At 72.4% G+C, this 23,496-nt stretch carries 25 protein-coding genes; 14 read left to right on the forward strand and 11 right to left on the reverse strand.

Annotated features, from left to right (window positions below):
- The first annotated feature begins 209 nt into the window (after positions 1-209).
- Positions 210-1,073 carry a hypothetical protein gene (locus ACIGG8_RS16565; RefSeq protein WP_396548638.1) on the forward strand — a complete coding sequence of 288 codons (864 nt, stop codon included), beginning with the start codon at positions 210-212 and terminating at the stop codon, positions 1,071-1,073.
- A 444-nt stretch (positions 1,074-1,517) separates the two neighbouring features.
- Here ACIGG8_RS16565 and ACIGG8_RS16570 read toward each other — a convergent pair whose 3' ends face one another.
- Positions 1,518-1,910: a hypothetical protein gene (locus ACIGG8_RS16570; protein WP_396548640.1), complete on the reverse strand. Its 393-nt coding sequence runs from the start codon at positions 1,908-1,910 to the stop codon at positions 1,518-1,520.
- Between the two features lie 100 nt (positions 1,911-2,010).
- Between ACIGG8_RS16570 and ACIGG8_RS16575 the strand changes: the two genes are divergently transcribed.
- The 3 genes from ACIGG8_RS16575 (at position 2,011) to ACIGG8_RS16585 (ending at position 3,955) form a co-directional block, all read left to right on the forward strand.
- Positions 2,011-2,490 carry a response regulator transcription factor gene (locus ACIGG8_RS16575; protein ID WP_396548642.1) on the forward strand — a complete coding sequence of 160 codons (480 nt, stop codon included), beginning with the start codon at positions 2,011-2,013 and terminating at the stop codon, positions 2,488-2,490.
- A 170-nt stretch (positions 2,491-2,660) separates the two neighbouring features.
- Positions 2,661-3,062: a hypothetical protein gene (locus tag ACIGG8_RS16580; protein WP_396548644.1), complete on the forward strand. Its 402-nt coding sequence runs from the start codon at positions 2,661-2,663 to the stop codon at positions 3,060-3,062.
- A gap of 533 nt (positions 3,063-3,595) precedes the next feature.
- Positions 3,596-3,955, forward strand: coding sequence for a hypothetical protein (locus ACIGG8_RS16585; protein WP_396548646.1), 360 nt, complete (start codon positions 3,596-3,598; stop codon positions 3,953-3,955).
- A 709-nt stretch (positions 3,956-4,664) separates the two neighbouring features.
- On the opposite strand, the gene ACIGG8_RS16590 is transcribed toward ACIGG8_RS16585, so the two are convergent.
- The 5 genes from ACIGG8_RS16590 to ACIGG8_RS16610 form a co-directional block, all read right to left on the reverse strand.
- Positions 4,665-5,600, reverse strand: a complete 936-nt coding sequence (locus ACIGG8_RS16590; RefSeq protein WP_396548648.1) for a hypothetical protein — start codon at positions 5,598-5,600, stop codon at positions 4,665-4,667.
- A 214-nt stretch (positions 5,601-5,814) separates the two neighbouring features.
- Positions 5,815-5,946, reverse strand: coding sequence for a hypothetical protein (locus tag ACIGG8_RS16595; protein WP_396548649.1), 132 nt, complete (start codon positions 5,944-5,946; stop codon positions 5,815-5,817).
- Between the two features lie 422 nt (positions 5,947-6,368).
- Positions 6,369-6,902, reverse strand: a complete 534-nt coding sequence (locus ACIGG8_RS16600; protein ID WP_396548651.1) for a hypothetical protein — start codon at positions 6,900-6,902, stop codon at positions 6,369-6,371.
- Between the two features lie 611 nt (positions 6,903-7,513).
- Positions 7,514-8,341: a PhzF family phenazine biosynthesis protein gene (locus ACIGG8_RS16605; RefSeq protein ID WP_396548653.1), complete on the reverse strand. Its 828-nt coding sequence runs from the start codon at positions 8,339-8,341 to the stop codon at positions 7,514-7,516.
- Between the two features lie 204 nt (positions 8,342-8,545).
- The gene (locus ACIGG8_RS16610; RefSeq protein WP_396548655.1) at positions 8,546-9,100 is read right to left on the reverse strand and encodes a PadR family transcriptional regulator; all 555 of its coding nucleotides are present in this window, start codon (positions 9,098-9,100) and stop codon (positions 8,546-8,548) included.
- Positions 9,101-9,202: 102 nt separating this feature from the next.
- On the opposite strand from ACIGG8_RS16610, the gene ACIGG8_RS16615 reads away from it, so the two are divergent.
- Both ACIGG8_RS16615 and ACIGG8_RS16620 read left to right on the forward strand, forming a co-directional pair.
- Complete coding sequence (locus tag ACIGG8_RS16615; RefSeq protein ID WP_396548657.1) at positions 9,203-10,120, forward strand: alpha/beta hydrolase; 918 nt, start codon at positions 9,203-9,205, stop codon at positions 10,118-10,120.
- 24 nt (positions 10,121-10,144) lie between these two features.
- Positions 10,145-10,669, forward strand: coding sequence for a MepB family protein (locus tag ACIGG8_RS16620; RefSeq protein ID WP_396548658.1), 525 nt, complete (start codon positions 10,145-10,147; stop codon positions 10,667-10,669).
- A gap of 30 nt (positions 10,670-10,699) precedes the next feature.
- Here the strand turns inward: ACIGG8_RS16620 and ACIGG8_RS16625 are convergent, their stop codons facing one another.
- Positions 10,700-11,644, reverse strand: a complete 945-nt coding sequence (locus ACIGG8_RS16625; protein WP_396548659.1) for a LysR substrate-binding domain-containing protein — start codon at positions 11,642-11,644, stop codon at positions 10,700-10,702.
- Positions 11,645-11,759: 115 nt separating this feature from the next.
- On the opposite strand from ACIGG8_RS16625, the gene ACIGG8_RS16630 reads away from it, so the two are divergent.
- Entirely contained in the window at positions 11,760-12,572 is an 813-nt protein-coding gene (locus ACIGG8_RS16630; protein ID WP_396548661.1) for an inositol monophosphatase family protein, read from the forward strand.
- A 63-nt stretch (positions 12,573-12,635) separates the two neighbouring features.
- Positions 12,636-13,280, forward strand: coding sequence for an NADPH-dependent F420 reductase (locus tag ACIGG8_RS16635; RefSeq protein WP_396548663.1), 645 nt, complete (start codon positions 12,636-12,638; stop codon positions 13,278-13,280).
- 100 nt (positions 13,281-13,380) lie between these two features.
- On the opposite strand, the gene ACIGG8_RS16640 is transcribed toward ACIGG8_RS16635, so the two are convergent.
- Together ACIGG8_RS16640 and ACIGG8_RS16645 are read right to left on the reverse strand one after the other, a co-directional pair.
- A complete protein-coding gene (locus ACIGG8_RS16640) occupies positions 13,381-14,049 on the reverse strand; it encodes a LuxR C-terminal-related transcriptional regulator (RefSeq protein WP_396548665.1) in 669 nt (222 codons plus the stop codon).
- The gene (locus ACIGG8_RS16645; protein WP_396548667.1) at positions 14,037-15,272 is read right to left on the reverse strand and encodes a histidine kinase; all 1,236 of its coding nucleotides are present in this window, start codon (positions 15,270-15,272) and stop codon (positions 14,037-14,039) included. Before ACIGG8_RS16645 ends, ACIGG8_RS16640 begins: the two co-directional genes overlap by 13 nt.
- Before the next feature lie 180 nt (positions 15,273-15,452).
- Between ACIGG8_RS16645 and ACIGG8_RS16650 the strand changes: the two genes are divergently transcribed.
- Positions 15,453-16,349 (forward strand): CPBP family intramembrane glutamic endopeptidase, encoded by an 897-nt coding sequence (locus tag ACIGG8_RS16650; RefSeq protein WP_396548669.1) that lies wholly within the window; start codon positions 15,453-15,455, stop codon positions 16,347-16,349.
- Between the two features lie 199 nt (positions 16,350-16,548).
- Here the strand turns inward: ACIGG8_RS16650 and ACIGG8_RS16655 are convergent, their stop codons facing one another.
- A complete protein-coding gene (locus tag ACIGG8_RS16655) occupies positions 16,549-17,784 on the reverse strand; it encodes a PP2C family protein-serine/threonine phosphatase (protein WP_396548670.1) in 1,236 nt (411 codons plus the stop codon).
- A 434-nt stretch (positions 17,785-18,218) separates the two neighbouring features.
- Here ACIGG8_RS16655 and ACIGG8_RS16660 point away from each other — a divergent pair, with 434 nt between their 5' ends.
- Both ACIGG8_RS16660 and ACIGG8_RS16665 read left to right on the forward strand, forming a co-directional pair.
- Positions 18,219-18,650 carry an ester cyclase gene (locus tag ACIGG8_RS16660; protein ID WP_396548671.1) on the forward strand — a complete coding sequence of 144 codons (432 nt, stop codon included), beginning with the start codon at positions 18,219-18,221 and terminating at the stop codon, positions 18,648-18,650.
- Positions 18,651-18,660: 10 nt separating this feature from the next.
- Entirely contained in the window at positions 18,661-19,731 is a 1,071-nt protein-coding gene (locus tag ACIGG8_RS16665) for a LuxR C-terminal-related transcriptional regulator (RefSeq protein WP_396548673.1), read from the forward strand.
- A 442-nt stretch (positions 19,732-20,173) separates the two neighbouring features.
- Here ACIGG8_RS16665 and ACIGG8_RS16670 read toward each other — a convergent pair whose 3' ends face one another.
- Positions 20,174-21,094: a CPBP family intramembrane glutamic endopeptidase gene (locus tag ACIGG8_RS16670; RefSeq protein WP_396548675.1), complete on the reverse strand. Its 921-nt coding sequence runs from the start codon at positions 21,092-21,094 to the stop codon at positions 20,174-20,176.
- Positions 21,095-21,237: 143 nt separating this feature from the next.
- Here ACIGG8_RS16670 and ACIGG8_RS16675 point away from each other — a divergent pair, with 143 nt between their 5' ends.
- Genes ACIGG8_RS16675 through ACIGG8_RS16685 form a run of 3 tightly spaced genes read left to right on the forward strand, consistent with a single transcriptional unit; the run spans position 21,238 to position 22,900 of the window.
- On the forward strand, positions 21,238-22,086 hold the full coding sequence (locus ACIGG8_RS16675) for a sensor domain-containing protein (protein ID WP_396548677.1): 849 nt from the start codon (positions 21,238-21,240) through the stop codon (positions 22,084-22,086).
- The gene (locus ACIGG8_RS16680; RefSeq protein WP_396548678.1) at positions 22,002-22,262 is read left to right on the forward strand and encodes a sensor histidine kinase; all 261 of its coding nucleotides are present in this window, start codon (positions 22,002-22,004) and stop codon (positions 22,260-22,262) included. The genes ACIGG8_RS16675 and ACIGG8_RS16680 overlap by 85 nt, the downstream gene beginning before the upstream one ends.
- Positions 22,250-22,900: a LuxR C-terminal-related transcriptional regulator gene (locus ACIGG8_RS16685; RefSeq protein ID WP_396548680.1), complete on the forward strand. Its 651-nt coding sequence runs from the start codon at positions 22,250-22,252 to the stop codon at positions 22,898-22,900. The genes ACIGG8_RS16680 and ACIGG8_RS16685 overlap by 13 nt, the downstream gene beginning before the upstream one ends.
- The last annotated feature ends 596 nt before the right edge of the window (positions 22,901-23,496 follow it).

Genomic DNA, 23,496 nt, shown 5'->3' on the forward strand with positions numbered 1-23,496 from the left:
AGCGGGGGCGGCGGGGGTGGCACGGGAGGTGGGGGCGAGTTCTCATCGCTGCAATCGCCCAGCACGCGGACCAATTCGCACACCCCCGGCAATGGCCTCACCCCGTCCACGGCTTACCCGCCCCCCAACTGCCCATCCCCGTCCCCGGGCCACTTGACGTGCCCCACGACCGCCGGCCCGAGGGGCAGCGGAGCGTCGTCCCACACCCCGTGACCAAGCCGCCCGTCCGGAAACCGGGCACCGCCGACCAGGCGACGCCGGCAGGGCTCCTCAAGGCGCTGGCCGCCCAGGCGTCCTTCGTCGCGGCGCTGATGTTCTACGCCGGCGTGCTCTATGACAGCGCTTACTACGGCTACTTCCACCTATCGCCGATCTCCATCGGGTTCACCTTCCCTGAGCTGGTGATCCAGAGCCTGCGGCTGCTGGCCCTTCCGCTGCTCATCCTGCTCTCCGTCACCCTGCTCGTGTTACAGCTCCCGGACCTGCTGACCCGCCTGCCGAGGCCCATGCAGCGGATCGCCCACAGCTCGCTCGACGCCATCGCACGCCGGCACGTCCTGGTGCTGCTGCTCGGCGTGCTCCTGCTGTTCGCCTGGCGGCCGCTCCAACTGCGCGGCTGGGGCTGGGTCGCCCCCACCACCATCGCGCTCGGGCTGGTGATCGGCCAGACCAGGTCCGCCAACGGCGGCCACCGGCCCAAGGGGATGCTTCGCCACGCCGTCCCGGTGTTCGCGGCCGCCCTCTTCCTGCTCTGGGCAGTCGCCCTGATTGCGGCCCGGATCGGCCGCAGCGACGCCGAGGCCGACGCCCGCACCATCGAGGACCGGACGGAGGTGGTGGTGTTCAGCACCAAGAGCCTCAAACTCAGCCCCCACCGATCACTCCACGAGCAGTGCCTCGGCGCCGAGGTCGACACCCTCTACCACTGCCGCTACGAGGGCCTGCGCCTGCTGGTCACGCGAGGCGGCCGCTACGACCTGCTCCCACTGGACTGGCAGCACGACTACGACCCGGTCTACGTCCTTCAGGAAAGCGCCGACCTCCGCGTCGAACTGCTCCCAGGCACCCGATAGCAAGCGAGCGAATGGCCCAACTCTGCCTTCCTCCGGCCAGAGAGAGCCTCGCCGCCCGAGAATTCGACGCCTCCGGAACAAGACCGACTGGCGATGGACACCGGAGGGGTCGGGCGGGCAGCAAAGGGCAGCACGGTCCTACGTGATCATGGGGCTCTCTACGTTCTGTGACCCCGAAGGACGGCCGTGCCCGCGCTGCCGTCTTGCGTTCGACTGTCGCCGACGCCCAGGGCGTCCCGCTCGGCCTGGTCGCGGCAGGGGCCAACCGCCACACTCGCCCTGGTCCGGGACCTCACCCGGGCCGCCGTCGGCGCCACAGCGGGCGGCGACCCGGGCCTCGCCCCGCACCTGCTGATCCGCGCCGCCCGCGCCACCTACTGGGGTGCCTATCGCGACCCCGACACCGCGTCCGCACTGCGGGCCGCCGCGGACGGCACCGGCCTGTCAGCCGGTGACGCCCGAATGCTGCTGGTCGAGGCCTTCGCCGACCCGTTCACCCGGGGGACAGCGATCATCGCTCAGCTGGAGCACCCCGAGACACTCGATCCGATCGACATCGGGCTGCTCGCCCAGGCCGCCTTCGTGGCCGGCGCCTTCGACCACACCGTGCACCTCACCGGGCTCGCCGCCGAGTCCCTGCGCGGCCAGGGCCGGCTCGCCGCCCTCGCCCAGGTCCAGGTGCTGCGCAGCCTCGCCGCCCTCTACCTCGGCCAGTGGCAGGTCTGCTACACGGCCTCCGATGAGGCCCACCGCTACGCAACCGAGAACGGTCAGCGGACCTGGGCCGCCTGCGCAGAGCTCGGCAAGGCAAACCTCGCCGCGATCCGCGGCCGCCACCGCCTGGCCACCCGGCTGATCGAAGGGGTGCGCGACGTCGCGGCGGCCACCGGCAACTACGCCGAGGCCGCCGCTCTGAGCGGGAACCCCGGCCCCGGGCGTGCGCCGGGCGCTGGCTCTCGCCGACGCCCTGCTCGCCGACGAGCACCGGGCCGAGCAGGCCTTCGAGGCCGCGCACCGGCACACGGCCGACGCCTCGCCCTGGTACCGGGCACGCCTGGACCTCGCCCACGGTGCCTGGCTACGCCGCCGACACCAGACCACTCGGGCCCGCCAGCACCTGCGGTCCGCGCAATCCGTCTTCGACGCCCTCGACGCCCCTGCTCGGGGTGCCCGTGCGGCGGACGAACTGCGTGCCACCGGCCAGCCGATGGAGCGCCACGGGCCCGACGCCTGGGCCCGGCTGTCGCCGCAGGAGCTGGAGATCGCCCGGCTGGCCGGGGAAGGTCTGTCCAACCGTGAGATCGGCGAGCGGCTCTACCTCTCGCACCGCACCGTCGGCTCCCACCTGTACCGCATCTGCCCCAAGCTCAATATCCGTTCCCGCAGCCAGCTCGCACTCACGCTTGGCCGGAGCTGACCGCCACCGATCACCGTGGCCCGTCCCGCCGGTCCCGGTGCGAGCCGCAGGCGGGGCCGGTCCGGGCCCGCCGGAACGCCCGGCGCGTGACCCCGGGCACGGGGCGGCGACGGTTCGTCCTGCCATCCGGGATGAGACGGGTGAGCAGGACACACAACGGAAGGCAGCGAATGAACAGCATGAAGCGCAGGGCGGCCGGTGCCGCCGCAGTTGTCGTGAGGGCCGCAGGCACCATGATCGGAGCATCCGGGCCCGCGAGTGCCATGACACCCACCAAGCCCGGCTCGGAGTTCTACCCGTGCACGACCCTGGCATGGGCCAAGCCCCGTCTTGAGCAGGAGGGGCGCGACGACCTGAGCCTCCGGGAGATCGTCTATCCGCTCATCGAGAGTCGCTTCGGTTCCTACGGTCGGTACCAGCTCTTCCACCACGTCGAGGAGACGCAGCACGATTGCATGCACCAGGAGGAAATGGCCGACGCCCACCAGGACTACAACGAGGCGAAGGAGATCGCCGGACTGGACGGGGTCTTCCTGCAGTGGCTGCATGAACACGCAAACCTGAAGCGCTGACCGCCGTCAGGCGTGACCGGGGCTCTCGACAGCGCAATGGCACGAAGTCCGCTGCTCCTCCGGGAGGTAGCCGCGGTTGTAGTCCCGCCGTACTGCAGCAGTAGGGGCGCATGATCAGCGCCATGCTGTGCCGGGCGCTGTGCACGGTGGCGAACGGGGCGTAGATCCGGTGCGGGTCCGTCTGCCGGCGGGCGGGCGGCTCCACGGCACGGTCGTCCACCTCGCACGCCCCTCCCCGCGGGTGGCGAAGATGCTGGAGTTCACCGGGGCCGACCGGGTGTTTCCCGTCTGCCCGGACGTACCGCGGCCGCGTCTGCTCGTTGACCGTGTCGGACGTGGCGAACGGAGCGCGTCCAACCGACCTGTTGGCCGGCCCGGTGCATTCCACCCCCCGTGCCGGGCCGGCCGGCAGGACGGCTGAGGGCCGGCAGCGAGGCAGCTGCCCGGCCCATGCGTCCCCGTCCCGGAGCCGGGGGCAGGGGCCCGGCAGGAAGGCAGACGTGGAAGGAAGGCGGCACGCGCGTCCTGAAGGGATGGACGACGCGACGGTTGAGGCGCTGGGGATGCTTACCCAGGCGTGGGAGACGACGCAGCGCGCGCGAGGGCGGCTGTATGACTTCCACCAGCTGACCGGCGGCGCGGACCGGATGGTCGGCGAGGCGGTGCGGCTCCTGCGGCAGGCCGGCCACCATGAACAGGCCGACCTGGTCGAACGAGAGGTCCAGGGCGCCGACGTCCTGCCGGGGATGTGGACGTTCCAGATCGTGGAGGCCTACGACGACGGCTACCACCAGCGGTTCACCGACGTCGCCCGCCGAGTCCGCGAGGCTTTGGCGGGCGACCGTGACCACATTGCCGAAGCGGAGATGAAGCATCGCCGCGAGACCACCTGACCGCGGCGACGCCGGTCCAGGCGCCGTCGGCCGACACCGGACACCGCGAGACCTCGCCACCCATGTCCAGGTGGTCTTGCGGTAACGATCTCCTCCAGCGCCGCCCGCGCCGACACCTCCACGGCCAGCTGCGCCGCAGAGCCTTCGAGACCCTCGGTCTTCTTCCAGCGCTCCACGTGCTCCCGGATCTCGGCGGCCTTCTCCCGCATGAATTTGTCGGGTCGTCATATGGCAGCCACTGTGTCGGTGTGAACGGGAGCCAGGTGTAGGCCATTCGTGGCGATGATGTACTCGACCCCGGTGGGTGTTCTTCGGCGAGTTCGGGAGCCGTCCGGCGAGATGGGGAGCCACTGATCGGGTGGCATCTGGGACCGCTTCGGTGACAAGCACTCGCCCAGCAGGTGATTCAGCCAGCCTTCCGGCCACACGGCGCCACTCCCGCTCCGTTCGGCCCCCGCCGGGGCCTGCCCGGTGTTGCCGCCTCGCCCCCGTCCTGGCCTCGCTGTCCGGTGCCCGTTCCCGCTCCGCGGCAGTTTTACGGCCGTAAAACTGCCGCCCCGGTCCGGCGCCGTCCTGGGCGCCGCCCGCCGCCGTCCGCGTGGTGCCGACCGAGTACCGGCGCCGGTTGCGGATCGTCCGGGGGTGAACGGACGACGGACGCCCGCGGTCCGGGGACCGCGGGCGTCCTGGGTACCTCAGCGGTGCCGCGTCAGCGGCGGGCGCCCCGACGGCGGGCGATCACCAGCGCGCCCCCGCCGACGGCGAGCAGTGCGGCCCCGCCGGCGCCGTAGACGATCATCTGGCTGCTGTTGCCGCCCGTGCTGGCCAGGGTGCTGGCCGGCGTGGTCGAGACCGGATTGGCGGTCGGCTTGCCGACCGGGCCGGTCGTGTCCGCCGGGGCGGACGGTGCCGGCACGGCCGGGGCGGTCGACGGGGTGCCGCCGGAGGGCGTCCCGGTGGTGGACGGCGCCGACGGCTTGGCGGTGGTGGAGGGCGAGGCGGTGGCCGTCGCGGTGGCCGTGGCCGAAGGCGTCGTCGTGGCGGTGGGCGTCCCGGTCGGGTGCGGGGTCGCGGTGGCCGTGGGCGACGCCGAGGAGGTCGGCACCGGGAGGGTCGGCGTGCCGGTCGGAGTCGGCGCGCAGGCCTTGCCGCCGTTCCAGGCCGAGATCAGGTTGTCCGGGAAGACGCTGTCCGGGTACCTCGGCGCGGGGTTGGCGACGCCGTCGAACTTCTTGTCGCCGTTGTACAGGTCGATCTGGCCGTAGCACTTCGGAAGGTGGGCGGAGACGTCCAGGGTCGCCTGGCGGTTCCCGCTGCGCAGCGTCGTGGTCGCCCAGCCGAGGAAGGTCTGCTTGCCCGAGGTGGCCCACGTCGGCCCCTGGGTCTCGTAGGAGGCCAGCGAGACCCGGTAGTCGCAGCCGTCCGCGACGTCGCCGGCCAGGCGGACCTGGATGACGCCGTGCGGCTGGGACATCCGGCCGTCGGAGATCCAGCCCTTGCCGCCGTCGACGGAGAACTCGACGCCGACGGCGCCGCACCCGTGCTCGGAGTGGGCCTGGGCGGTGCCGGCGGTGAGCAGCGGAGCGCCGACGGCTATGCCGAGGGCGGCGAGGGCCGGAAGGCTCCGGCGCAGGAGTTGGTGCACGAGGAAGCTCCCTAGGAGTTGTACACGGTTCGGGTGGGACTCACCGCTCCTCGGTGGCGATCCGGACGGAACGTCACCGGAACTGAGCGGACGTGAAACCGTGACCGTACCCGATGGCTCGGCAGTCCCGGCCCCGCCCCCCATGCCGAACAGGCCTTCGCCGCCCTGCAGGAGGCAATCCGGGCCCGCCCGGCCCGCTCAGGCCCCATCTCCATCAGGCGTGACGAAGCACGCCTCCACCCTCGCCGCGGGTGCGGGTGCGGGTGCGGGTGCGGGTGCGGGCGTCGGTGACGAAGGCGGCGTGGATCCGGCTGGTGTCGAGCAGGTGCTCGCGTCCGTGCCTCACTGCGGGCTTCTCCGCGCCGGGCACCGGGGCGGTCGGGCGGAGGGCTTCGGGGAAGGTGGAAGTGGCGGGGCCGGCTTGCGGTGAGGTGTCGCGCCTTCGCCCGGCGGGCCTGCGGCAGGGTCACGAACTCTGCCAGGCCCTCGGCCTGGAGCCGGGTCAGCCACTACCGGGCCTGCTTGATTCCGGCGGAGCCGCCGTGGAACGGGGGAGGAAACGCGTCGATGGCCGCGCGTTCCGCTGCGGTTGGCGGGTCCGGAGCGAGCGGGACCGTGCCCCCAGGAGATCCGGGCCCGCCTGGTGTTGCCCGTCCCGGCTACGCGCGAGCACGTCTGCGTCCCGGATGATCCGTGGTCGGGCGCTGCGCGCGACGTATCACGCGGTGAACGGTCGGCGTGTGTGGCCTGAACGGGCAGGGCCTCCTGCTACCGGGTCGGGGCTCCGGACGCGACGCCGGTGGCATTCGACCTGCGGACCTTGACCTTGGCCTTGGTCAACCGCGTGAGCGCGGCCGTGACCTCGGCGGCCTGAGCGTCGGTGAAGGCGGTCTTGAGGACGGTCGCGGAAACGGGCGCTCCGCCCGGTCTCTTCACCAGGACCGACCAGGCCAGGGGGGTGTCCGTGGCTCGGGTGACCGACGTCCACGGGAACCTCAACTCCCCGGACACCGTACGGATGACAGCCTCCTGGTCGGTCATCGCGACCGATGTGGGACCCGCCTGGCGCTGAGCGGCACGGGCGGCGAGCTTCTTGGCGACCACCGTGATGTTCTGGACCTGGATCAGGCAGGCGATGAGCGCGGCGATCGCGAAGAGGACGCTCCCCGCAGCGAGGCAGAGCAGTGCGAGCAGCAACCACACGCCGGCGACGGCCCAGCGAATCGCGGGTGCGGGGAAGTTGGCTCTCACCGCAGTGGCGAGCTCCTCGGGTGCTGCCTCGTACTCCACCTGGACGTTCATGTTCGTTCCTTTGTTCGGGAGGGAGGGCACATCATGGCCGGGGTACAGCTCCCGGCACAAACGCGATGCGGCAGCCCCACAACCCCACCGCCCACGACCGGTGCCAGAAGGGGGAGGGAGACGTGGGCCGGCCTGTCAGGCCCACCGGGAGCCGATGCGGACCCTGGCCGGGAACGTGCCGAAGCAGGCCGGCAGCCGGGAGTACGGCCTCCACGGCCGCGTGCAGTGGACCCGCCGCCCCGGTGGCCGCGGCCGGTCCTGCCACGGCAATCACCGGCAGCGGCAGGAAGAGGAGCGTGAGGCCAGGGCCCAGGCCCGGCTGGAGGCAGCCCGCGCGGCCAACGCCGCGCTGCGCCCGTGCTGGACGCGCCGGGGTAAGCGCGAGCAGCAACGCGGCCGGCTCGGGCGGGAAATGCCCGCGGGTGCGGGTGCGGGTGCGGGTGCGGGTGCGGGTGCGGGGGCGCCTGCGCCGAAGACCCGCCGCTCTGACACGGGGACACACAGGCGCCCTGGACCCTGGACTCCGGCCGATCGCTCGGCGTGGCCGCGTCACGGAAGTGAGCCAGAACCACAACTCGTGATGTCAGCCGCCGAAGGAGTTCCTTGGGGCGTCAGACGTGCAGGGCGCCGTCCAGGACCGTGACGGCGTCCCCGGTGAGGTGGACGCGGTCGCCGCGCAGAGCGGTGCGTACCAGGCCGCTTCGTGCGGAGGTCTGGAGGCCTGTGAGTTCCTCGCGGCCGAGTCGTGCCGACCAGTACGGGGCGAGTGTGGTGTGTGCGCTGCCGGTTACCGGGTCCTCGGGGATGCCCCTGGCCGGTGCGAAGAAACGGGAGACGAAGTCGTGGCCCGGGCCGGTCCCGGCGGCGGGGGCCGTGACGATGACGCCCCGCAGTTCCTCGCGGCTCGTCAGCTCGGCAAGGGTGTCGAGGTCTGGCGTGAGGGCCCGGACCGTAGCCTCGTCCGGGAAGACCGCGAGCAGGTCGCCGAGGCCGTCGGAGCGGAAGGCGGCCTCGGGGACGGCTCCCAGGGCTTTGTCGAGCTGGTCCGGCATGGGCACCGCGGTGCCGGGGGCCGCCGGGAAGTCGAGTGTGATGGCGCCCTGCGCGTCGGCGTGGGTGACGAGAACGCCGTGGTTGCGGCTCAGGAACCGAACGGCTCCGACGAGGCCCTTCGCAGTGCGTAGCGCGTGCGCGGTGGCGAGCGTGGCGTGGCCGCACAGGTCGGCCTCGACTCGCGGGGTGAACCACCGGATGGCCCAGTCGGCCTCGGTCGAAGCGGTCAGCGGTAGGGCGAACGCAGTCTCGGAGTGGTTCATCTCGGTCGCGATCCGCTGCATCCACGCGGCGTCCGGCCATTGTCCGGCCGGCAGCAGGCACACGGCAGCCGGGTTCCCGGAGAAGGGACGATCGGTGAAGGCATCGACGACGTAGAGGTGCATGCCGGGGACCGTAGCGGCAGCAGGACCGGTGCCGCCAAGGCCAATCCGACGTAGGTGGACTGACGTGCTCTCGGTGCGGACCGGGGCGGGTCAGTTTTTGCGGCTCTCCCGCCGGGCCCGACAGGGTCACTGCGTGCGGCGCGGTCACCCGATGGCGGGAGGGCCCGCCGAAGACCGTCCCCCCGCCCTCGGCCGGCCGACTGACTAGGAGGGCGGTGCGCCCGTCCCGTCCGGATCGGCTGCCAGCGTTTCCCAGAACGTGACGTAGCTCTGCTCGTGAGCGATGCCGAGCGTGATCAGCCGGGTGCGGGCCGGGGTGTCCGGGGCGTCGGGATCGAGGCGGTCGCGAAGCTCTTGGTAGGTGTCCCGGGATCGCCGGTGCTGCGCCGCCTGGGCCGCCGCGAGCTCCGCGACCTGGCCCGGCGCGCCCAGGTCGGCGAAGGTCAGCTTGAGCAGGGCGGGATTCCGGGTCTCCGGCTCGGGCGTCGCGGGGTCGGCGAGCCAGTCCCGGAGCGCACGCCGGCCGGCGTCGGTGAGGTGGAACACCCGGCGTCGGCGGCCGTGGTCCTCCGCTGCCTCGCGTAGCAGCCCCAGCTCGGCCAGGCGGGGCGGGTCGCGGTAGAGCTGGGCGTGCGGGATGGGCCAGTAGTGGCGGACGGACCCCTCGACCTTGGCCTTCAGGTCGTACGGCGTCATCGGCCCGTTCCGGGCGATCAGCCCGAGCACGACGAGCTGCGACGGCGTCAGGTCCTTCGGCATGGCGTTCCTCTCTCACTTTACCAATTGACACCATATCACTGAGACCATTACCGTCATCGCGCTGCAACCATATCAATGAGACTATGGAGTCGTGGAGCCGTGATGCGCCTGCACCCCGAGATAGCCGACGTCCTGGACGGTGTCCCGCCCTTCGACCCGCTGGCCGACCCGGCGGCCACCCGGGCCCACCTGCGGTCACTGCTCGCCGCGAAGCCCCCGGCGAACGACCCACGCATCACCGTGCGCCACACCGTGATCCCGGGCCCGGTCGGCGACCTCACCGTCCGCATCTACCAGCCGACCGCGGCGACGGGCGCGCGCCCCGGCATCCTCTACTTCCACGGCGGCGCCTTCATCTCCGGCGACCTCGACACCGGCGACGGCAACTGCCGCGACCTCTGCCTGGCCGCGGGCGCGGTGGTCGTCTCCGTCGACTACCGCCTGGCCCCCGAACACCCCTACCCCGCCGCCTTCGACGACTGCTACGCGGCCCTGTGCTGGACCGCCGCCAACGCCGCCCACCTGGGCGTGGACCCCACCCGCCTCGCCGTCGCCGGCCGCTCCGCCGGCGGCGCACTCGCGGCGGCCGTCACCCTCGCCGCCCGCGACCGAGGCGGCCCGGCCCTCGCGTACCAACTCCTGCTCGTCCCGGCCCTCGACGACCGCTGCGCCCACCCCTCCGTCGACGAGTGCACCGACAACCGGATCGTCGACGGCCGCGTCGTGCGCAACATGTGGAAGCCCTACCTGGCCTCCACCGAAGCCGACCCCTACGCCGCCCCCGCCCGCGCCGAGGACCTCAGCGCCCTCCCGCCCGCCTACCTGGAGATCTGCCAGGCCGACGCCCTCCGCGACGAGGCCCTCGTCTACGCGAACCGCCTGATCGCGGCCGGCATCCACACCGAACTCCACGTAGTCCCCGGCGCCTTCCACCTCTTCGAGGGCTACGCCCCGACCAGCCGGCTGGCCCGCCGTGCCACAGCCACTTGGACATCCGCGATAGCGGCAGCGCTGACCTGAACCATCCACGTCGGTGGGGTGGGGGTGGCGACGAACGGGCTGTGGGAGGGGCTTCACGGTGATCTCCTGGCGGTGAAGGAATCGGTGTACGACCCGAGTGGCTTTGCCTGCTCGCAGCCGGTGCCCGAACCGGAGAGCGCCGAGTACGCGGCTCACGGGTTCACCCTCGACGGGCTCTCGGTCCGGTTCCGCGTGGCGAAGACCACCCCGACGAAGGTCGGCCAGTTCGTCACCGTGTGGCAGCGGTCCGAGGGCGGGCCGATCAGGCCCTTCGACGCCGAGGACGGGGTCGACCTCTTCGTCGTCAGCAGCCGAGAGGGCGGCCACTTCGGGCAGTTCGTGTTCCCGCGCGAGGTGCTGTGCGAGCGTGGCGTCGTGTCCCGGGGTCACGCAGGCGGGAAGCGAGGTTTTCGTGTGTACCCGCCGTGGGTGACAACGACCAACCGTCAGGCACGTGCCACGCAGGTGTGGCAGGTGGACTACTTCCTGCACCTTGGCGGGGACGGGCCTGTCGACAGGGCGCGTGCCCAGGCTCTTTACCACCCGTAGCAGTGCTTCTTCCTCCGCCCGGCGTATCCGTCACTGCCCGGTCCGGTTGGTGAGGGGTTGTCGGGAGGCGGTCGGTGGTGTGAAGAGTGCCTGGGCGGTTTCGGCGGCCAGGTCCCGTAGCCAGGTGTGGGCGCGGTCGTCGTCGTAGCGCTGGTGCCACAGCAGGTACAGGGGGACCTCGGGCAACGGCAGTGGCAGCGCCAGTGTGGTCAGGCCGAGTCGGTGCCGGGCCGCGCGGGTGACCGCGTCGGGGACGGTCACCACCAGGTCGCTGCCGAGGGCGAGTTGCAGTGCGAAGGCGGCGGTGGGCCCGGCGGCGACGACGCGTCGTTCGAGGCCGCGGGTGGTCAGGGCGTCGTCGATCGGGTCGCGCAGGCTTCCGCGTCGCGAAACGGTGAGGTGCTCGGCGGCTGCGTAGCGCTCGATGCCCAGCGGGCCTTCGGTGAGGGGGTGGCCCGGCCGGACGGCGACGACCAGATGATCGCTGCCGACGAGGCGGTGGCGGATGTCGGGGAGCGCCGGGGGGCTGGAGCTCGATTCGAGGTCGACCTCACCCCGGCGCAACTCGGCGTCGTCCGTTCCGGGTTCGGCGGTCAGGCGCAGTCGGACGCCGGGGGCCTGGCGGTGGACGGCGGTGATCAGGGCGGTGCCGCAGGCGGCGGTCAGGGCGTCGTGCCAGCGCAGGGTGAACACCCGGTCCAGTGCTGGCAGGTCGAGTTCCTGCTGCGCGGACAGAAGGTGGTGGGCCTGCTGCACGAGGGCGTGGACCTGGGCGCGCATGGCCAGTGCGCGGGTGGTGGGAACCATGCTGCGGCCGGTGCGGACCAGGATCTGGTCACCGGTGGCCTTGCGGATACGGCCCAGGGAGCGGCTCATCGCCGGTGCGGTGACGTGCAGGCGTGCTGCGGCGCCGGCGACGCTGCCTTCTTCCAGTAGTGCGTCCAGGGCCGTGAGCAGGTTCATATCCAGTTGCATGCCAGTAACTCTACAAGTGAATAGCATGCACTTGTTGTTAATGATGGAGGGGCCTACCTTCGAAGTGCAGGCGCGAGACGAACCGCCCGCACACATCGAACTCAGGGAGCCCCCTATGAGCACCGCCACGCCTTTCGCCGCCGGCACGACGCTCCTGTCCGAGGTGACCGCCGCGGTGAAGACCGCGGGCGTCACGCTGCGCGAGCGCCACACCCCCAACGCCCGGGGCGTGAGCCTGGAGGAGGTCGTCGCCGAGATCCACGCCAACGACGACGCGGTGCTGGACGTGCTGCGCGAGCCGCTGCTGCGGGCCCGGCGGGGATCGCGGTGGGCCGAGGACGAGCTGGCCGGCGGTGCGCTCCCGTCGGGGGAGTGGTGGGTCGTCGACCCCGCCGAGGGCAACATCAACCACGTTCACGGCATGGACGACTGGGCCGTGACCGCCACCCTGGTCCGCGACAACCAGCCGGTGCTCACCGTCGTCCACCTGCCACTGACCGGCGACACCTACACCGCTGTCGCCGGCGGCGGTGCCCGTCTCAACGGCCGGTCCCTGAACGTGTCGGCCAAGACCGATCTGGGTGCCGCGCTCGTCGGCACCGGCCAGGCCAGGCCCGGCGAGGACGAGCGCACCTTCCGGCGGATCGGTGACTCGGTCACCGCCATGCTCATCAACGGCCTGGTCGTACGCGTCTCCGTTCCCGCCACGATGCAGCTCATCCACGTCGCGGCCGGCCGCACGGACGCCTTCTGGCAGTTCTCCGACGTTCGCTCCGGTCTGGTCGCCGGTGCGCTGCTGGTCTCCGAGGCCGGCGGCACCGTCACCGACCTGGCGGGCGAGCCCTGGAACACGGGCAGCCGCGACTTCCTGGCCGCCGCCCCCGGCATCCACGCCGCCGCCCTCAAGGTCCTGTCGCCGATCGCCTGACCGGACACCTCCGCTCTGCCCACCTCCCCTCTGCCCACCCCGCACCGCAAGGAGCATCACCTCATGACCAGCATCGGCATCCTGGGCGCCGGCCGCGTCGGCGCCAACCTCGCCGGCAAGCTCTCCGCCGCCGGACACCGCGTCACCCTCGGCGTCCGGAACCCGGAAGAGACCGCAGCCCTCGCCGCGGGCATCGCCCCGCAGATCGCCTTCGCCGACCAGCGCACCACCGCCCGCACCGCGGACATCGTGATCAACGCGACACCCGGCGACAGCTCCCTGGAGCGCCTGGCCGGCCTGCGCACCGAGCTCTCCGGAAAGCTCCTCGTCGACGTCTCCAACGCCACCCACGACGCCGATGACGGCCTGCCCGGCGACCTGTGCTACCCCGGCAGCAGCCTCGCCGAGCAACTCCAGGCCGCCCTCCCCGACACCCATGTGGTCAAGACCCTCAACACCATGCTGTTCATGGTCATGACCGCCCCCGAAACCCTGGCCACGCCACCGACCGCCTACCTCTCGGGCGATGACCAGAACGCGAAGGAGACCGTCACCGCCCTGCTCGGCGACCTGGGCTGGCAGCCCGCATGGATCGAGGACCTCGGCGGCATCATCACGGCCCGCGCCACCGAGGCCATGATCCTCGTGGTCCCCCACATCCTGCGCCGACACGGCTTCAAGCCCTTCGCCGTCTCCCTCGCCGGCTGACCGTCCAGACCGGGTCCGGACCAAAACCGGTAGCGGGCGAGTGCGAGGCCGTTGGTCACTGGACGGACGACGCCTGCTGAGCTGCAAGTGACGCCCGAACTCATCGACGCTCTGCATGGCGGGGTCGACGTTGGGGGACTCCGAGGTGGGTGAGGACCGCGAGGACGCGGCGGTCGCCGCTGTCCTCGGGCGGGAGGTCGAGCTTCATGAAGATGTTCCCGACGTGCTTGTGCACGGCCCGTTCGGTCACCACGAGGCGGTCGGCGATCTCGGAGTTGCCGTACCCCTGCGCCATCATCGCGAGCACCTCGCGTTCGCGCTCGGTCAGCCGGGACAGCGGGTTGCCGCGCGTCGCGAGCAGCTGGCGGACCACGTCGGGGTCCAGCGCGGTGCCGCCGGCCGCGACGCGGTGGAGCGCGTCGAGGAAGTCGTCGACGCGGGCGACCCGGTCCTTGAGCAGGTACCCGACGCCGGTGCCGTCGTCGAGGAGTTCCCGGGCGTAGGTGTCCTCGACGTACTGGGACAGGACGAGGACCGGCAGGCCGGGCAGGCGCTCCCGGGCGCGCAGCGCGGCCCGGATGCCTTCGTCGGTGAAGGACGGCGGGAGACGGACGTCCACGATCGCCACGTCCGGCCGGTGGGTCAGGACGGCCTCCACGAAGGACCCGGCCTCCTCCGTGGTGGCGAGCACCCGGTGCCCGAGAGCCTCCAACAGCGCGGTGAGTCCCTGGGCAAGCAGCGCGTTGTCCTCGGCGATCACGATCCGCACGGGCACTCCACGGTGATCACGGTGGGACCGCCGGGCGGGCTCTGGACGCGCAGTGTGCCGTCGACCGCCTCGATGCGCTGCCGCATGCCGCGCAGTCCGGTGCCATCGCGCTCGGCCGCGCCGCCGCGGCCGTCGTCGGTGATCTCCGCGCGGAGCGTGCCGCCGGTCCGGGCCAGGGTCACCAGGACCGATTCGGCCCCGGCGTGCTTGGCGGCGTTGGTGAGCGCCTCGGTGATCGCGAAGTAGACGGCCACCTCGGTCCGCGCCGGCAGGGCGCCGAGCCCTCCCGGTCCGCCGGGTCCGCCGGGTCCGCCGGGTCTGCCGAGGTTGCCGAGGTTGCCGAGGTTGCCGAGGTCGACGGTGGCGGGCACAGGGCAGCGGGCGACGACCGCGGCGACCGCACCGGCGAGGCCCCGGTCGGCGAGGACCGGTGGGTAGACGGAGCGCAGCACGTCGCGAAGCTCGGCCATCGCCTCCTCGGCGCCCTCCCGGGCGCGGGTCAGCAACGGGCCCACCGCGCTCGGATCGGTGCTCAACGTCCTCTCGGCGAGGCCGAGTTGCATGGCCAGCGACACAAGTCGGGCCTGGGTGCCGTCGTGCAGGTCGCGTTCGATGCGGCGCAGTTCGTCGCCGTGCGCGTCGAGCGCCCCGGTGCGGGTCCGGTCCAGCGTCGACACGCGCTCGGTGAGGACCACGGCGGCCGAGGGGGCGAGCAGCCGGCGGCTCACGGACGCCGCCAGCCGGGCGAGCAGCGGCGGGCCGTACAGGGCGAGCAGCACGCTGAGCAGGAGCTGTGGCACTCCGGCGTAGACCGCGGATCCCCAGCTGTCGATCGGGACGTTCAGGAGCAGCCTGATCGGGTCGTCCGCCGGGAACAGCCACCACAGGAAGCCGAGCACGAGCGCGGCCGCCGGGAACAGGAACAGCGCCGCGCCGAGCAGCCCGAGCACGGCGTGGACGGGCACAGCGGCGGCCGCCCACCGCAGATCGCGGCCGGTCGCCGGATCCGACAGCACCACCATCAGGCCGTGTCTCGCGTGCGGCTCGGCGGGTGGCGTGGGCGCCGCCCACCGTCCCAGCCGGGCGCGTTCGCCATCGGCCAGCCGGCGCAGCAGCCGCAGCTCGTGCGGCAGGACGAGCAGTCCGGCACCGACCAGGCACAGGACCGCCGAGTAGATCAGGACGGGCACCAGCACGACCAGGGCCAGGGCCTGGACGAACACGGTCGCGCAGTACCCGGCGGCCCGAGCGCTACGCGCTGCGCGTGCTCGTGTGGTTGACAAGTCGTTCACACCGACCAGTCTTGCCCCTTCGTGGCCCCGGGCGCAGTGGAGCGTGCTACACCATTGATCGACGAGCCTGCGCGATCGCCCGGGCGGCCCGTGGTTCGTAGCGTCACAGCCATGAAACCGACGAGTGCTTCAGGCCACTCCCGCTCCGATCTCCCCCTCTTCCTGACGATCAGTTTCGTCGGCGCGTGGCTCGCCATGGTGCCGCTGTGGGCGGAGGGCCTGCGCCGTACCAGCGCCGGGCAGGGCACGCCCCGGCTCGCGGCGCTGTGCATGATCCTGATGATGCTGGTGCCGGCGCTGACCGCGTTCGGCCTCACCGTGCGCGGCCTCGGACCGCGCCGGGCCGCGCGGGTCCTAGGGCTCGCCAGGGCCAATCCTTGGCGGCACGAACTGCGTTCCGTCGCAGTCGGGTTGATGATCCCGGTGATCCTCACCGCCGCCGGTCTGGCGCTGGCCACGCTCGCGGGCCGGTACGCCCCCGCGCATCTGCCGGGGCCCGCAACGGTCGTGCCGCTGGTGCTGAGTGCGTTGCTGTCCGTACCGCTGTACTTCGGCGAGGAACTCGGCTGGCAGGGCTACCTGTTGCCGCGGCTGCTCGGCTTGGGCAGGATCCGTGGCCTGCTGCTCGGCGGCGCGATCTGGGGGGCCTGGCATGTGCCGATGACGGCGCTCGGCGGAAGCTATCCCGGCCATTCGATCCTGCTGGGCATACCCGTGGCCGTGGTCACTGCCACGCTGCTCGGAACCGTGATCGCCACGATCCGGCTGTCCACCGGGTCGGTCTGGGCGGCCGTCGCGGCACACCTGTGCCTCAACGAGTTCACGCTGCCCCTCACCCGCGCAGTGTCGGGCGGCCCGGTCGACCCGCTGTTTGCCGGACCGCTGAGCATCTCGACCTGGCCGGTCACCGCACTCGCGGTACTGGGCGTCTGGATCGCCGGCCGACGGTATGCCAGGGGGCGCGGACGCCTGCCCGCGCCGCAGGAGCAGCCCACCGCATCCCGGTAGCGACGGCCACCGATCACCACCGTGCCGCTCGTCGGGCAGAGCGCGCTGCAGCGTGCAGCGACAACCCGTCGCCGTCGGCGCGCAGCATCAGGAGACAGGTGCGGGGCGCGAGCGCCACACCCTCCGGTGCCGCGCACCGCCCAGGCCGGCCCTCGGTCGCTGTCCGTAGCGGCGGGAGTGCGGGCGCCGAGATTGCGGTTCAGAGGCGCAGGACGACGAGGGCGGTGTCGTCGGTGAGTCCGGCGGGTGGGACGAGGTCGGCCAGGAGGGCGTCGGCGAGGGTTTCGGGGTCGGCGTGGCGGTGGCGGGCGAGGGAGCGGGCGAGCCGGCCCAAGCCGGTGTCGATGTCCTCGCGGCGGCGTTCGATGAGGCCGTCGGTGTACAGGACGAGGACGGAGCCTTCGGTGAAGGCGGTACGGGTCTGGGGGCGGACGACGTGTTCGGGGCGGGCGCCGAGCGGGGGGTCGGTGGCCTGGTCGAGGAAGGTGACGGTGCCGTCGGGCCGGCACAGGGCGGGCGGCGGGTGGCCGGCGCTGCTGTAGGTGAGCGCGTGGTCGGTCCAGTCCACGAAGACCGATGCGGCGGTGGTGTTCTCCGCTCCGTCCACGGAGCGGGCGTACAGGCCGAGGACTTCCAGGGCCTGGGCGGGGCCCGAGGCCACCCGGGAAGCGGCGGACAGGGCGCTGCGCAGCTGTCCCATGACGCCGGCGGCGACGAGGCCGTGGCCGACGACGTCGCCGACCGCGACGGCGACGGCGGTGTGGGCGGTGCCGGGCAGGTCGGCGAGGTCGTACCAGTCACCGCAGACGTTGAGGGCTCCGGTTGCGGGCCGGTAGCGTACGGCGGCGCGGTGGTGAGCGAGTGGCTGGGGCGCGGGGAGCATGGCCTCCTGCAGGTGGAGGGCGACCTCGCGTTCGCGGGCGTGGGCCTGGCGCAGGCGTTCGTTGACGTCCTGGAGTTCGCGGGCGCGGGTGTAGAGCTCGGCTTCCAGGACCCGAGTGCGGTCGCCGCCGCGGTTGCCGCGGGCCTTGATGAGTTCGGTGACCTCCTCGACGCGGTGCAGCAGCAGCGCCACGGTTCCGTCCGGGGCGAGGACGGGGGTGTTGACCGGGCTCCAGTAGCGTTCCTGCCACACGCCGGGGCGCTCGGCGTCTTCGACGTCGTAGCGCTGCATGGCCATGGTGTCGCGCTCGCCGGTGGCGGCGACGCGCCGGAGCGAGGCGTGCAGGTTGCGCACGCCGGTGGCTCCCGGGTCGTTGGGATTGTCGGGGAAGACATCGAACAGGTAGCGGCCGACCAGTTGCTCGCGCGTGTGCCCGGACAAGGCCAGATACGCCGCGTTGGCGTCCGCGAAGACCAGGTCGGTGGTCAGCAGGGCGACGGCGCCCGGCAGGGCCTGGAACACGGCCTGGTAGTCGATGACGGGTCCGTTCACACTTCACCTGCCGTCCCTCGCCGCTCTCCGATCAAGGAGTGCTACCAACGATAGGCACGGGCACCCGGGACGGCCCGCTCGTGCCGGCTGGGCCGTTCGGGGGCCGTCCGGGTCCGTTCGGCCCCGTTCCGGGGAGGGCCCGGCTCGTCCGCCGGGCCGTGGGGCGGCGGAGCACGGGACGCATGAACGGCACCGGGCCACGCTTCCCCGCGACGCACGGGCGCGCGGACTGCAATGGAACTCCTGCACGGGGGCGGCTACGGGCCGATGAGGTCGGAGGACATCCCCGGAGGCGCCCGTCCGTCGACAGAAAGGGCCGGGGAGGGTTCCGGGGTCCCATGCCGGGCGGGAGGCCGCGCCGGTTCGGTCCTCGGACGTGCGGACCCCAGAAAAGTGGGGTTCCGATGCCGGGCCCGCAGGCCGACGCTGGCCGTATGAACACCATCGAACAGAACAAGCAGACCGTGACCGCATTCATCGACGCGCTGTTCACCCGGGGCGACCTGTCAGCCGTCGACACCTACCTCACGGAGGACTTCGTCAACCACGACCCGCCCGTCGGCGTCGGCACGGACCGGGAGGGCATGCGCGCCGCAGGGGCGATCTTCCGGCAGGCATGCCCGGACTGGCACTCCGACCTCGGGCGCCTGATCGGCGAGGGCGACGTGGTGGTGGAACTCTTCACCGCCTCCGGCACCCGGCACGGTGAGGTGATGGGCGTCCCCGGTGACGGCCGCACGCTGGTGCTCAAGGGCATCAACGTCTTCCGGCTGCGGGACGGCCGGATCGCCGAACGCTGGGGCCGGCTGGACGAGCTGGGTCTGCTGAGCCAGCTCGGGCTCGTGCCGGACCGGGCGGCGGCGTAGCGTGAGTGCCATGGCCGCCGCCCTGCGGGAGCGACACGTCGAGCGGCTGATCGACAGCTGCTACGCCGACCTGGACAAGCCCGCCCTGACCACCGAGGTGCTGCGCCGCCTACCGGGCATCCTGCCGGTGGAGGCCGCGTTCTTCGCCTCGGTGGACCCGGCGACCCTGCTCTTCACCTCGGCTGTCGGCCAGGATCCGCTGGCCGGTGCCACCCCGCTCTTCCTGGACAACGAGTTCGCCCGCGCGGACGTCAACAAGTTCGCCGCGCTGGCCCGGGGCCCGGAGCCGGTGATGTCGCTGGACCGGGCGACCCGGGGCGAGCGCTCCGCAAGCGCCCGCTACCGCGAGATCATGGCCGGCCTGGGGCTCGGCGACGAGCTCCGGGCCGCCCTGGTCGTCGGGCACGAGTGCTGGGGCGTGCTCTGCCTGCACCGGGCGGACGCGGAAGCCGGCTTCTCCGCCGCCGACCTGGACGTCGTGCGCAGGCTCGCCCCGCACCTGGCCGAAGGCCTTCGCCGTGACGTCGTGCACCAGGCGCTGACCGGCGACGGGGCCGCAACCGCGGGCGGCCCCGGCGTGATCGTGCTCGACCAGGGGCTCTCGCTGGTCTCGATCAGCCCGGACGCCGAACAGTGGCTCGCCCGCCTCGAAGGGCCCGAGATCCAGGGCCTGCCGATGCCGATCTACTCGGTGGCCGCCCAACTGGCCCGGACGCCCGACGCGTCGACGCAGGCCGCGCATCAGCCCGGCTCGGTCAGGCTGCGCACCGCCGACGGGCAGTGGCTGACCCTGCATGCCACCCGTCTGCGGGGGCGGGCGGGGGAGCAGATCGGGGTGGTGGTCGAGCCGGCGCCCGCCGCCGAACTCGGCTCCCTGCTGCTGGCTGCCCACGGCCTCACCCCGGCCCAGAGCCGGGTCACCGCCCTGGTACTGCAAGGGTGCTCCACCCGGGAGATCGTGGCCCGGCTACACGTCTCCGGATACACCGTGCAGGAGCACCTGACGGCGGTGTTCGCCCGGTTCGGCGTGAGCAGCCGCCGGGAACTGATCGCCGCGGTGCTCGCCCCGAAGGGACGCTGAGGTGTCCGGCCGGTGCGGGTGCCGTCCGGCCTTCCTGGGCGGAGCGGGCGGTTGCTGCGGGCTTGTGGGTCGGGTGGCCGGTGGACCACCGCCATCACCGCCATCACCGCGAACAACCCGAGGGTGGCCCAGGGTCGCCCGGGCAAGGCCTTCCCGGAGCACCGTGAGCACCTCGCCCGGGCCGCCGGCACTGGCAGGGCCCCCACCGGCCCCGGCGGCGTTCGTGGGGCCGGCCAGCACCAGCGCCCGCAGTCCCACGCCGACCACCACGGCAGCGCTCGCGTACAGCCCGATCTCGTGGGGCGACATCGCCGACCCCCCGTCTGAACAGCCCCCGGGGCGGTCCCGCCCCTCGATTCGGTCCATCATCGCCTCGGTCCGTCATCGCCATCGGGCGGCGGCGCTCGCCAGCGCGGATGACACGAAGTGATCATGACCGTTGTCACACCGCTCGGCCGCCCCCGAGGTCTGCCGGACGGTCGATGGGTCGGGCGGCGCCGTCGCCGGGCGCACGGTGCCCGGCCCGCCGTCGGTGCGTCAGCCGGATGCCCAGCACGGCGAGGGCGCTCGCCGGCCAGGTCGAGATGCTCAGTGGCCCGGCGAGCAGCGGATCGACGAGGCGACCCGCGACGTCACGGGTCAGCGGCAGCGCGAATTCGTTGAGTGACACGTGCGCCGCGACGGCCGCCCACACCGAGCCGGTGGAGAGCCGGACGGCGGCGATCACCGTTCCGAGCAGCATGGCGGTCACCACGGCCACCGGTATGCCCAGCAGCATCGGATGTCCGGGGTAGCTTCCGCCGAGCGCCGTCATCGGGACGTGCCACGCCCCCCAGATCGCGCCGCCGATCAGTAGGCCGCGGGTCCTGCCAAGGTGTAGCAACCGGGGCAGCAGGTAGCCCTGCCAGCCGAGTTCCTCGCCGAAGTACAGCGGCACGGACACCAGCGCGCTCAGCACGAGCGGCGCGATCGTGGCGGGCCCGGGCAGGTGCGCGGGGGTGTACCAGCCGACGAGCGTGGCCATGCTCAGACCAGCGGCGGTGAGGCCGAGCGGGATCGTGACCGCGGTGGCGACGCAGTGGACTTCGTGCCGCCACGGTGTGGCCCTGACGAGTCCGAGGACCCGCACGGCCTCGCGCGGCCCTCGGCGGCGCGCGGTGAGACCGAAGGCGGTCAGCGCCGGCACCAGCATCATGAGGATCATGCACAGCGCCGCGAGCCGGGGAGTGCCCTGCGCGGCGCTCGTCCGCCGGAGGCCGTCGAGCCAGAGCGGGATCATAGTGATCCACGCTCCGACGAAGCTGATCGCCAGGAAGGGGACGAGACCGGGGCGCGATCCGCCCGGGGTGTTCGTTCGTTTCATGGCCGTGACGCTACGAACCGGGGCGTGACGGACGCGATCGTGCACGCTCGCCGAAGAATGGTGTAGCACGCTCCACTGCGCCGGGGGGCCGAGGAGGGGAAGACTGACCCGTGAATGTCTTCTCAACGGCGCGAATGAGTGCGGTGCGTTCGGCCCACGCAACCGGGTACTGCGCGGGCGCGTTCGTCCGCGGACTGGCCCTGGTCGTGCTGGTGCCCGTGCTGTTGTACTCGGCCGTGCTCTGCCTGGTCGGCGTGGGTCTGCTCGTTCTGCCGCCCGAGCTCCGACTGCTGCGATGGCTGGCCGACGGCGAGCGCGACCGGCTGGGGCGGTGGGCGGCGACATCGACGGCAGCGGCCGGACCGCACACGCGAAGGCGCCTGATGGCGGTGCTGTCGGATCCCGCGACCGGCCGCGACCTGCGCTGGGCGCCCGGCATGATGATCGCCGGCACCATGCTCGGGCTCCTCGGCACGGTGCTCTTCCTGTTCCCGGTGGCCGTGCTCGTGCTCGCAGGCCTGTGGTGGCTGTTCCCCGAGGACGAGCCGATCAGGCTGATGCTGAACGTCCCGATCGACGGCTGGGGATCCGTGGTCTACGCCGGGGTGCCCCAGTTCCTGCTGAGCGTGCTGCTCGCCCTGTTCGGCCCGCCGCTGCTCGCCAGGCTGGCGGCGTCCTTCAGCCGGTGGCTGCTCGCCCCCTCGGCCGCCGCGGTCCTCGCCGAACGCGTGTCGACGCTGGACCGGACGCGCGCCGGGGCGATCGACGCACACGGCAGCGAGCTGCGCCGCATCGAGCGGGACCTGCACGACGGCACCCAGGCCCGGCTGGTGTCCCTCGCCATGCAACTCGGGCTCGCCGAAAAGTCGGCGAACTCGGCGACGTACCGCCGCAGGTCGAGGTCGCCGTGTACTTCGCGATCACCGAGGCGCTCACCAACGCGGCCAAGCACGGCCACGCCGGTTCCGTGTCGGTCACCCTGGCCAGGGTAGACGGCACGGTCCGCGGGGAGATCACCGACGACGGCCGGGGCGGGGCAGCCGAGGGCCGTGGTAGCGGTTTACGCGGCATGCGACAGCGCATCGAGGCAGTTGACGGCACCTTGCGGATGCACAGCCCGCCCGGCGGGCCCACAGTGATCACCGTGGAGTGCCCGTGCGCATCCTGATCGCCGAGGACAACGCGCTGCTCGCGCAGGGACTTTCCGCGATGCTGGAGGCCCTGGGGAACGAGGTGCTCGCCACGACCGAGGACGCCGAGTCCTTCGTGACGGCCGCTGTCGCCCACCGGCCGGACGTTTCCGTGGTGGACGTCCGTCTCCCCCCGTCCTTCACCGACGAGGGCATCCGAGCCGCACTGCGCGCCAGGGAACGCATCCCGGGCCTGCCGATCCTCGTGCTCTCCCAGTACGTCGAGGACACCTACGCCCGAGAGCTGCTCGCCGACGGTTCCGGCGTCGGCTACCTGCTCAAGGACCGAGTCGCCCGCATCGACGACTTCCTCGAAGCGCTGCACCGGGTGGCGGCCGGCGGCACGGCGCTGGACCCCGAGGTGGTCCGGCAGCTGCTCGCGACGCGCGGCAACCCCCTGACGCGGCTCACCGGGCGCGAACGCGAAGTACTCGCGATGATGGCCCAGGGATGCGGGAACTCCGAGATCGCCGATCGCCTCGTCGTCACCGAGCGGGCCGTGCACAAGCACGTCGGGAACATCTTCGTGAAGCTCGACCTCTCCCCTGAGGAAAGCGGCCACCGGCGCGTCCTCGCGGTTCTCACCTACCTCGGCGCGCCCCAGCGCGAGTCCTGACCTCCGGAACCGGTCTGTCGGGGATCACGGGGTTCCCGCTGCAGCGGCATGATCAGGAAGCCTCACCCACAAGCCAGCTCGGACAGCTCCCGTCCCTCCCCCAGGCGGGCGGCGGCGTGCAGAGCCGCGCCCGTCATCACGTTCAGGTGCGCACTCTGCGCCCGGCGTCGCCCAGCCCGGTTCATCGCCCCGGCTTGCGAGAACATCGCCCGCACGCTCTTCGTGCGCTCCTCGGCCGTGAAGTCCCGTCCCACTGCGCCTCATTTCCTTGCGTTGGATGCCCAGGCGACCGCACGACGTACGGGCGTGCACGAAGCACTGCTCCGAACGCTAAGGACCTGCCCCCTCCGCCGGCGGGCACCGACACCCTCCAGCGGAAAGTCGGTGCACCTTGGCCGGTTCGCGTCGACGGAACTCACCCCAGGCGACCCCCGGCTCGCCGCCAGCCCGCGCGCACGGCGAACGCCTTGCTGCGCCCGTCCGCTGCTGCTCCCGGCGATGACCGGCGCGTCCTGCCAGTGGCGCTGACCCCCTGAGCGCAGGCCGCAGCCGGCCCGGCTGTGGCTGTGCACCGTGGATGGCCAGCGTTTTCGCGC

It is taken from the genome of Kitasatospora sp. NPDC085464, assembly GCF_044541955.1.
Lineage (GTDB): Bacteria > Actinomycetota > Actinomycetes > Streptomycetales > Streptomycetaceae > Kitasatospora.

Excerpts from the sequence above, each read along its gene's own strand:
- ACIGG8_RS16665 (WP_396548673.1), top strand. The coding sequence starts at position 18,661 with ATGGCCGCCGCCCTGCGGGAGCGACACGTCGAGCGGCTGATCGACAGC.
- ACIGG8_RS16630 (WP_396548661.1), top strand. The coding sequence starts at position 11,760 with ATGAGCACCGCCACGCCTTTCGCCGCCGGCACGACGCTCCTGTCCGAG.
- ACIGG8_RS16605 (WP_396548653.1), bottom strand. The coding sequence starts at position 8,341 with ATGCACCTCTACGTCGTCGATGCCTTCACCGATCGTCCCTTCTCCGGG.
- ACIGG8_RS16585 (WP_396548646.1), top strand. The coding sequence starts at position 3,596 with ATGGACGACGCGACGGTTGAGGCGCTGGGGATGCTTACCCAGGCGTGG.
- ACIGG8_RS16650 (WP_396548669.1), top strand. The coding sequence starts at position 15,453 with ATGAAACCGACGAGTGCTTCAGGCCACTCCCGCTCCGATCTCCCCCTC.
- ACIGG8_RS16670 (WP_396548675.1), bottom strand. The coding sequence starts at position 21,094 with ATGAAACGAACGAACACCCCGGGCGGATCGCGCCCCGGTCTCGTCCCC.
- ACIGG8_RS16600 (WP_396548651.1), bottom strand. The coding sequence starts at position 6,902 with ATGAACGTCCAGGTGGAGTACGAGGCAGCACCCGAGGAGCTCGCCACT.
- ACIGG8_RS16610 (WP_396548655.1), bottom strand. The coding sequence starts at position 9,100 with ATGCCGAAGGACCTGACGCCGTCGCAGCTCGTCGTGCTCGGGCTGATC.
- ACIGG8_RS16625 (WP_396548659.1), bottom strand. The coding sequence starts at position 11,644 with ATGCAACTGGATATGAACCTGCTCACGGCCCTGGACGCACTACTGGAA.
- ACIGG8_RS16635 (WP_396548663.1), top strand. The coding sequence starts at position 12,636 with ATGACCAGCATCGGCATCCTGGGCGCCGGCCGCGTCGGCGCCAACCTC.
- ACIGG8_RS16580 (WP_396548644.1), top strand. The coding sequence starts at position 2,661 with ATGAACAGCATGAAGCGCAGGGCGGCCGGTGCCGCCGCAGTTGTCGTG.
- ACIGG8_RS16660 (WP_396548671.1), top strand. The coding sequence starts at position 18,219 with ATGAACACCATCGAACAGAACAAGCAGACCGTGACCGCATTCATCGAC.
- ACIGG8_RS16615 (WP_396548657.1), top strand. The coding sequence starts at position 9,203 with ATGCGCCTGCACCCCGAGATAGCCGACGTCCTGGACGGTGTCCCGCCC.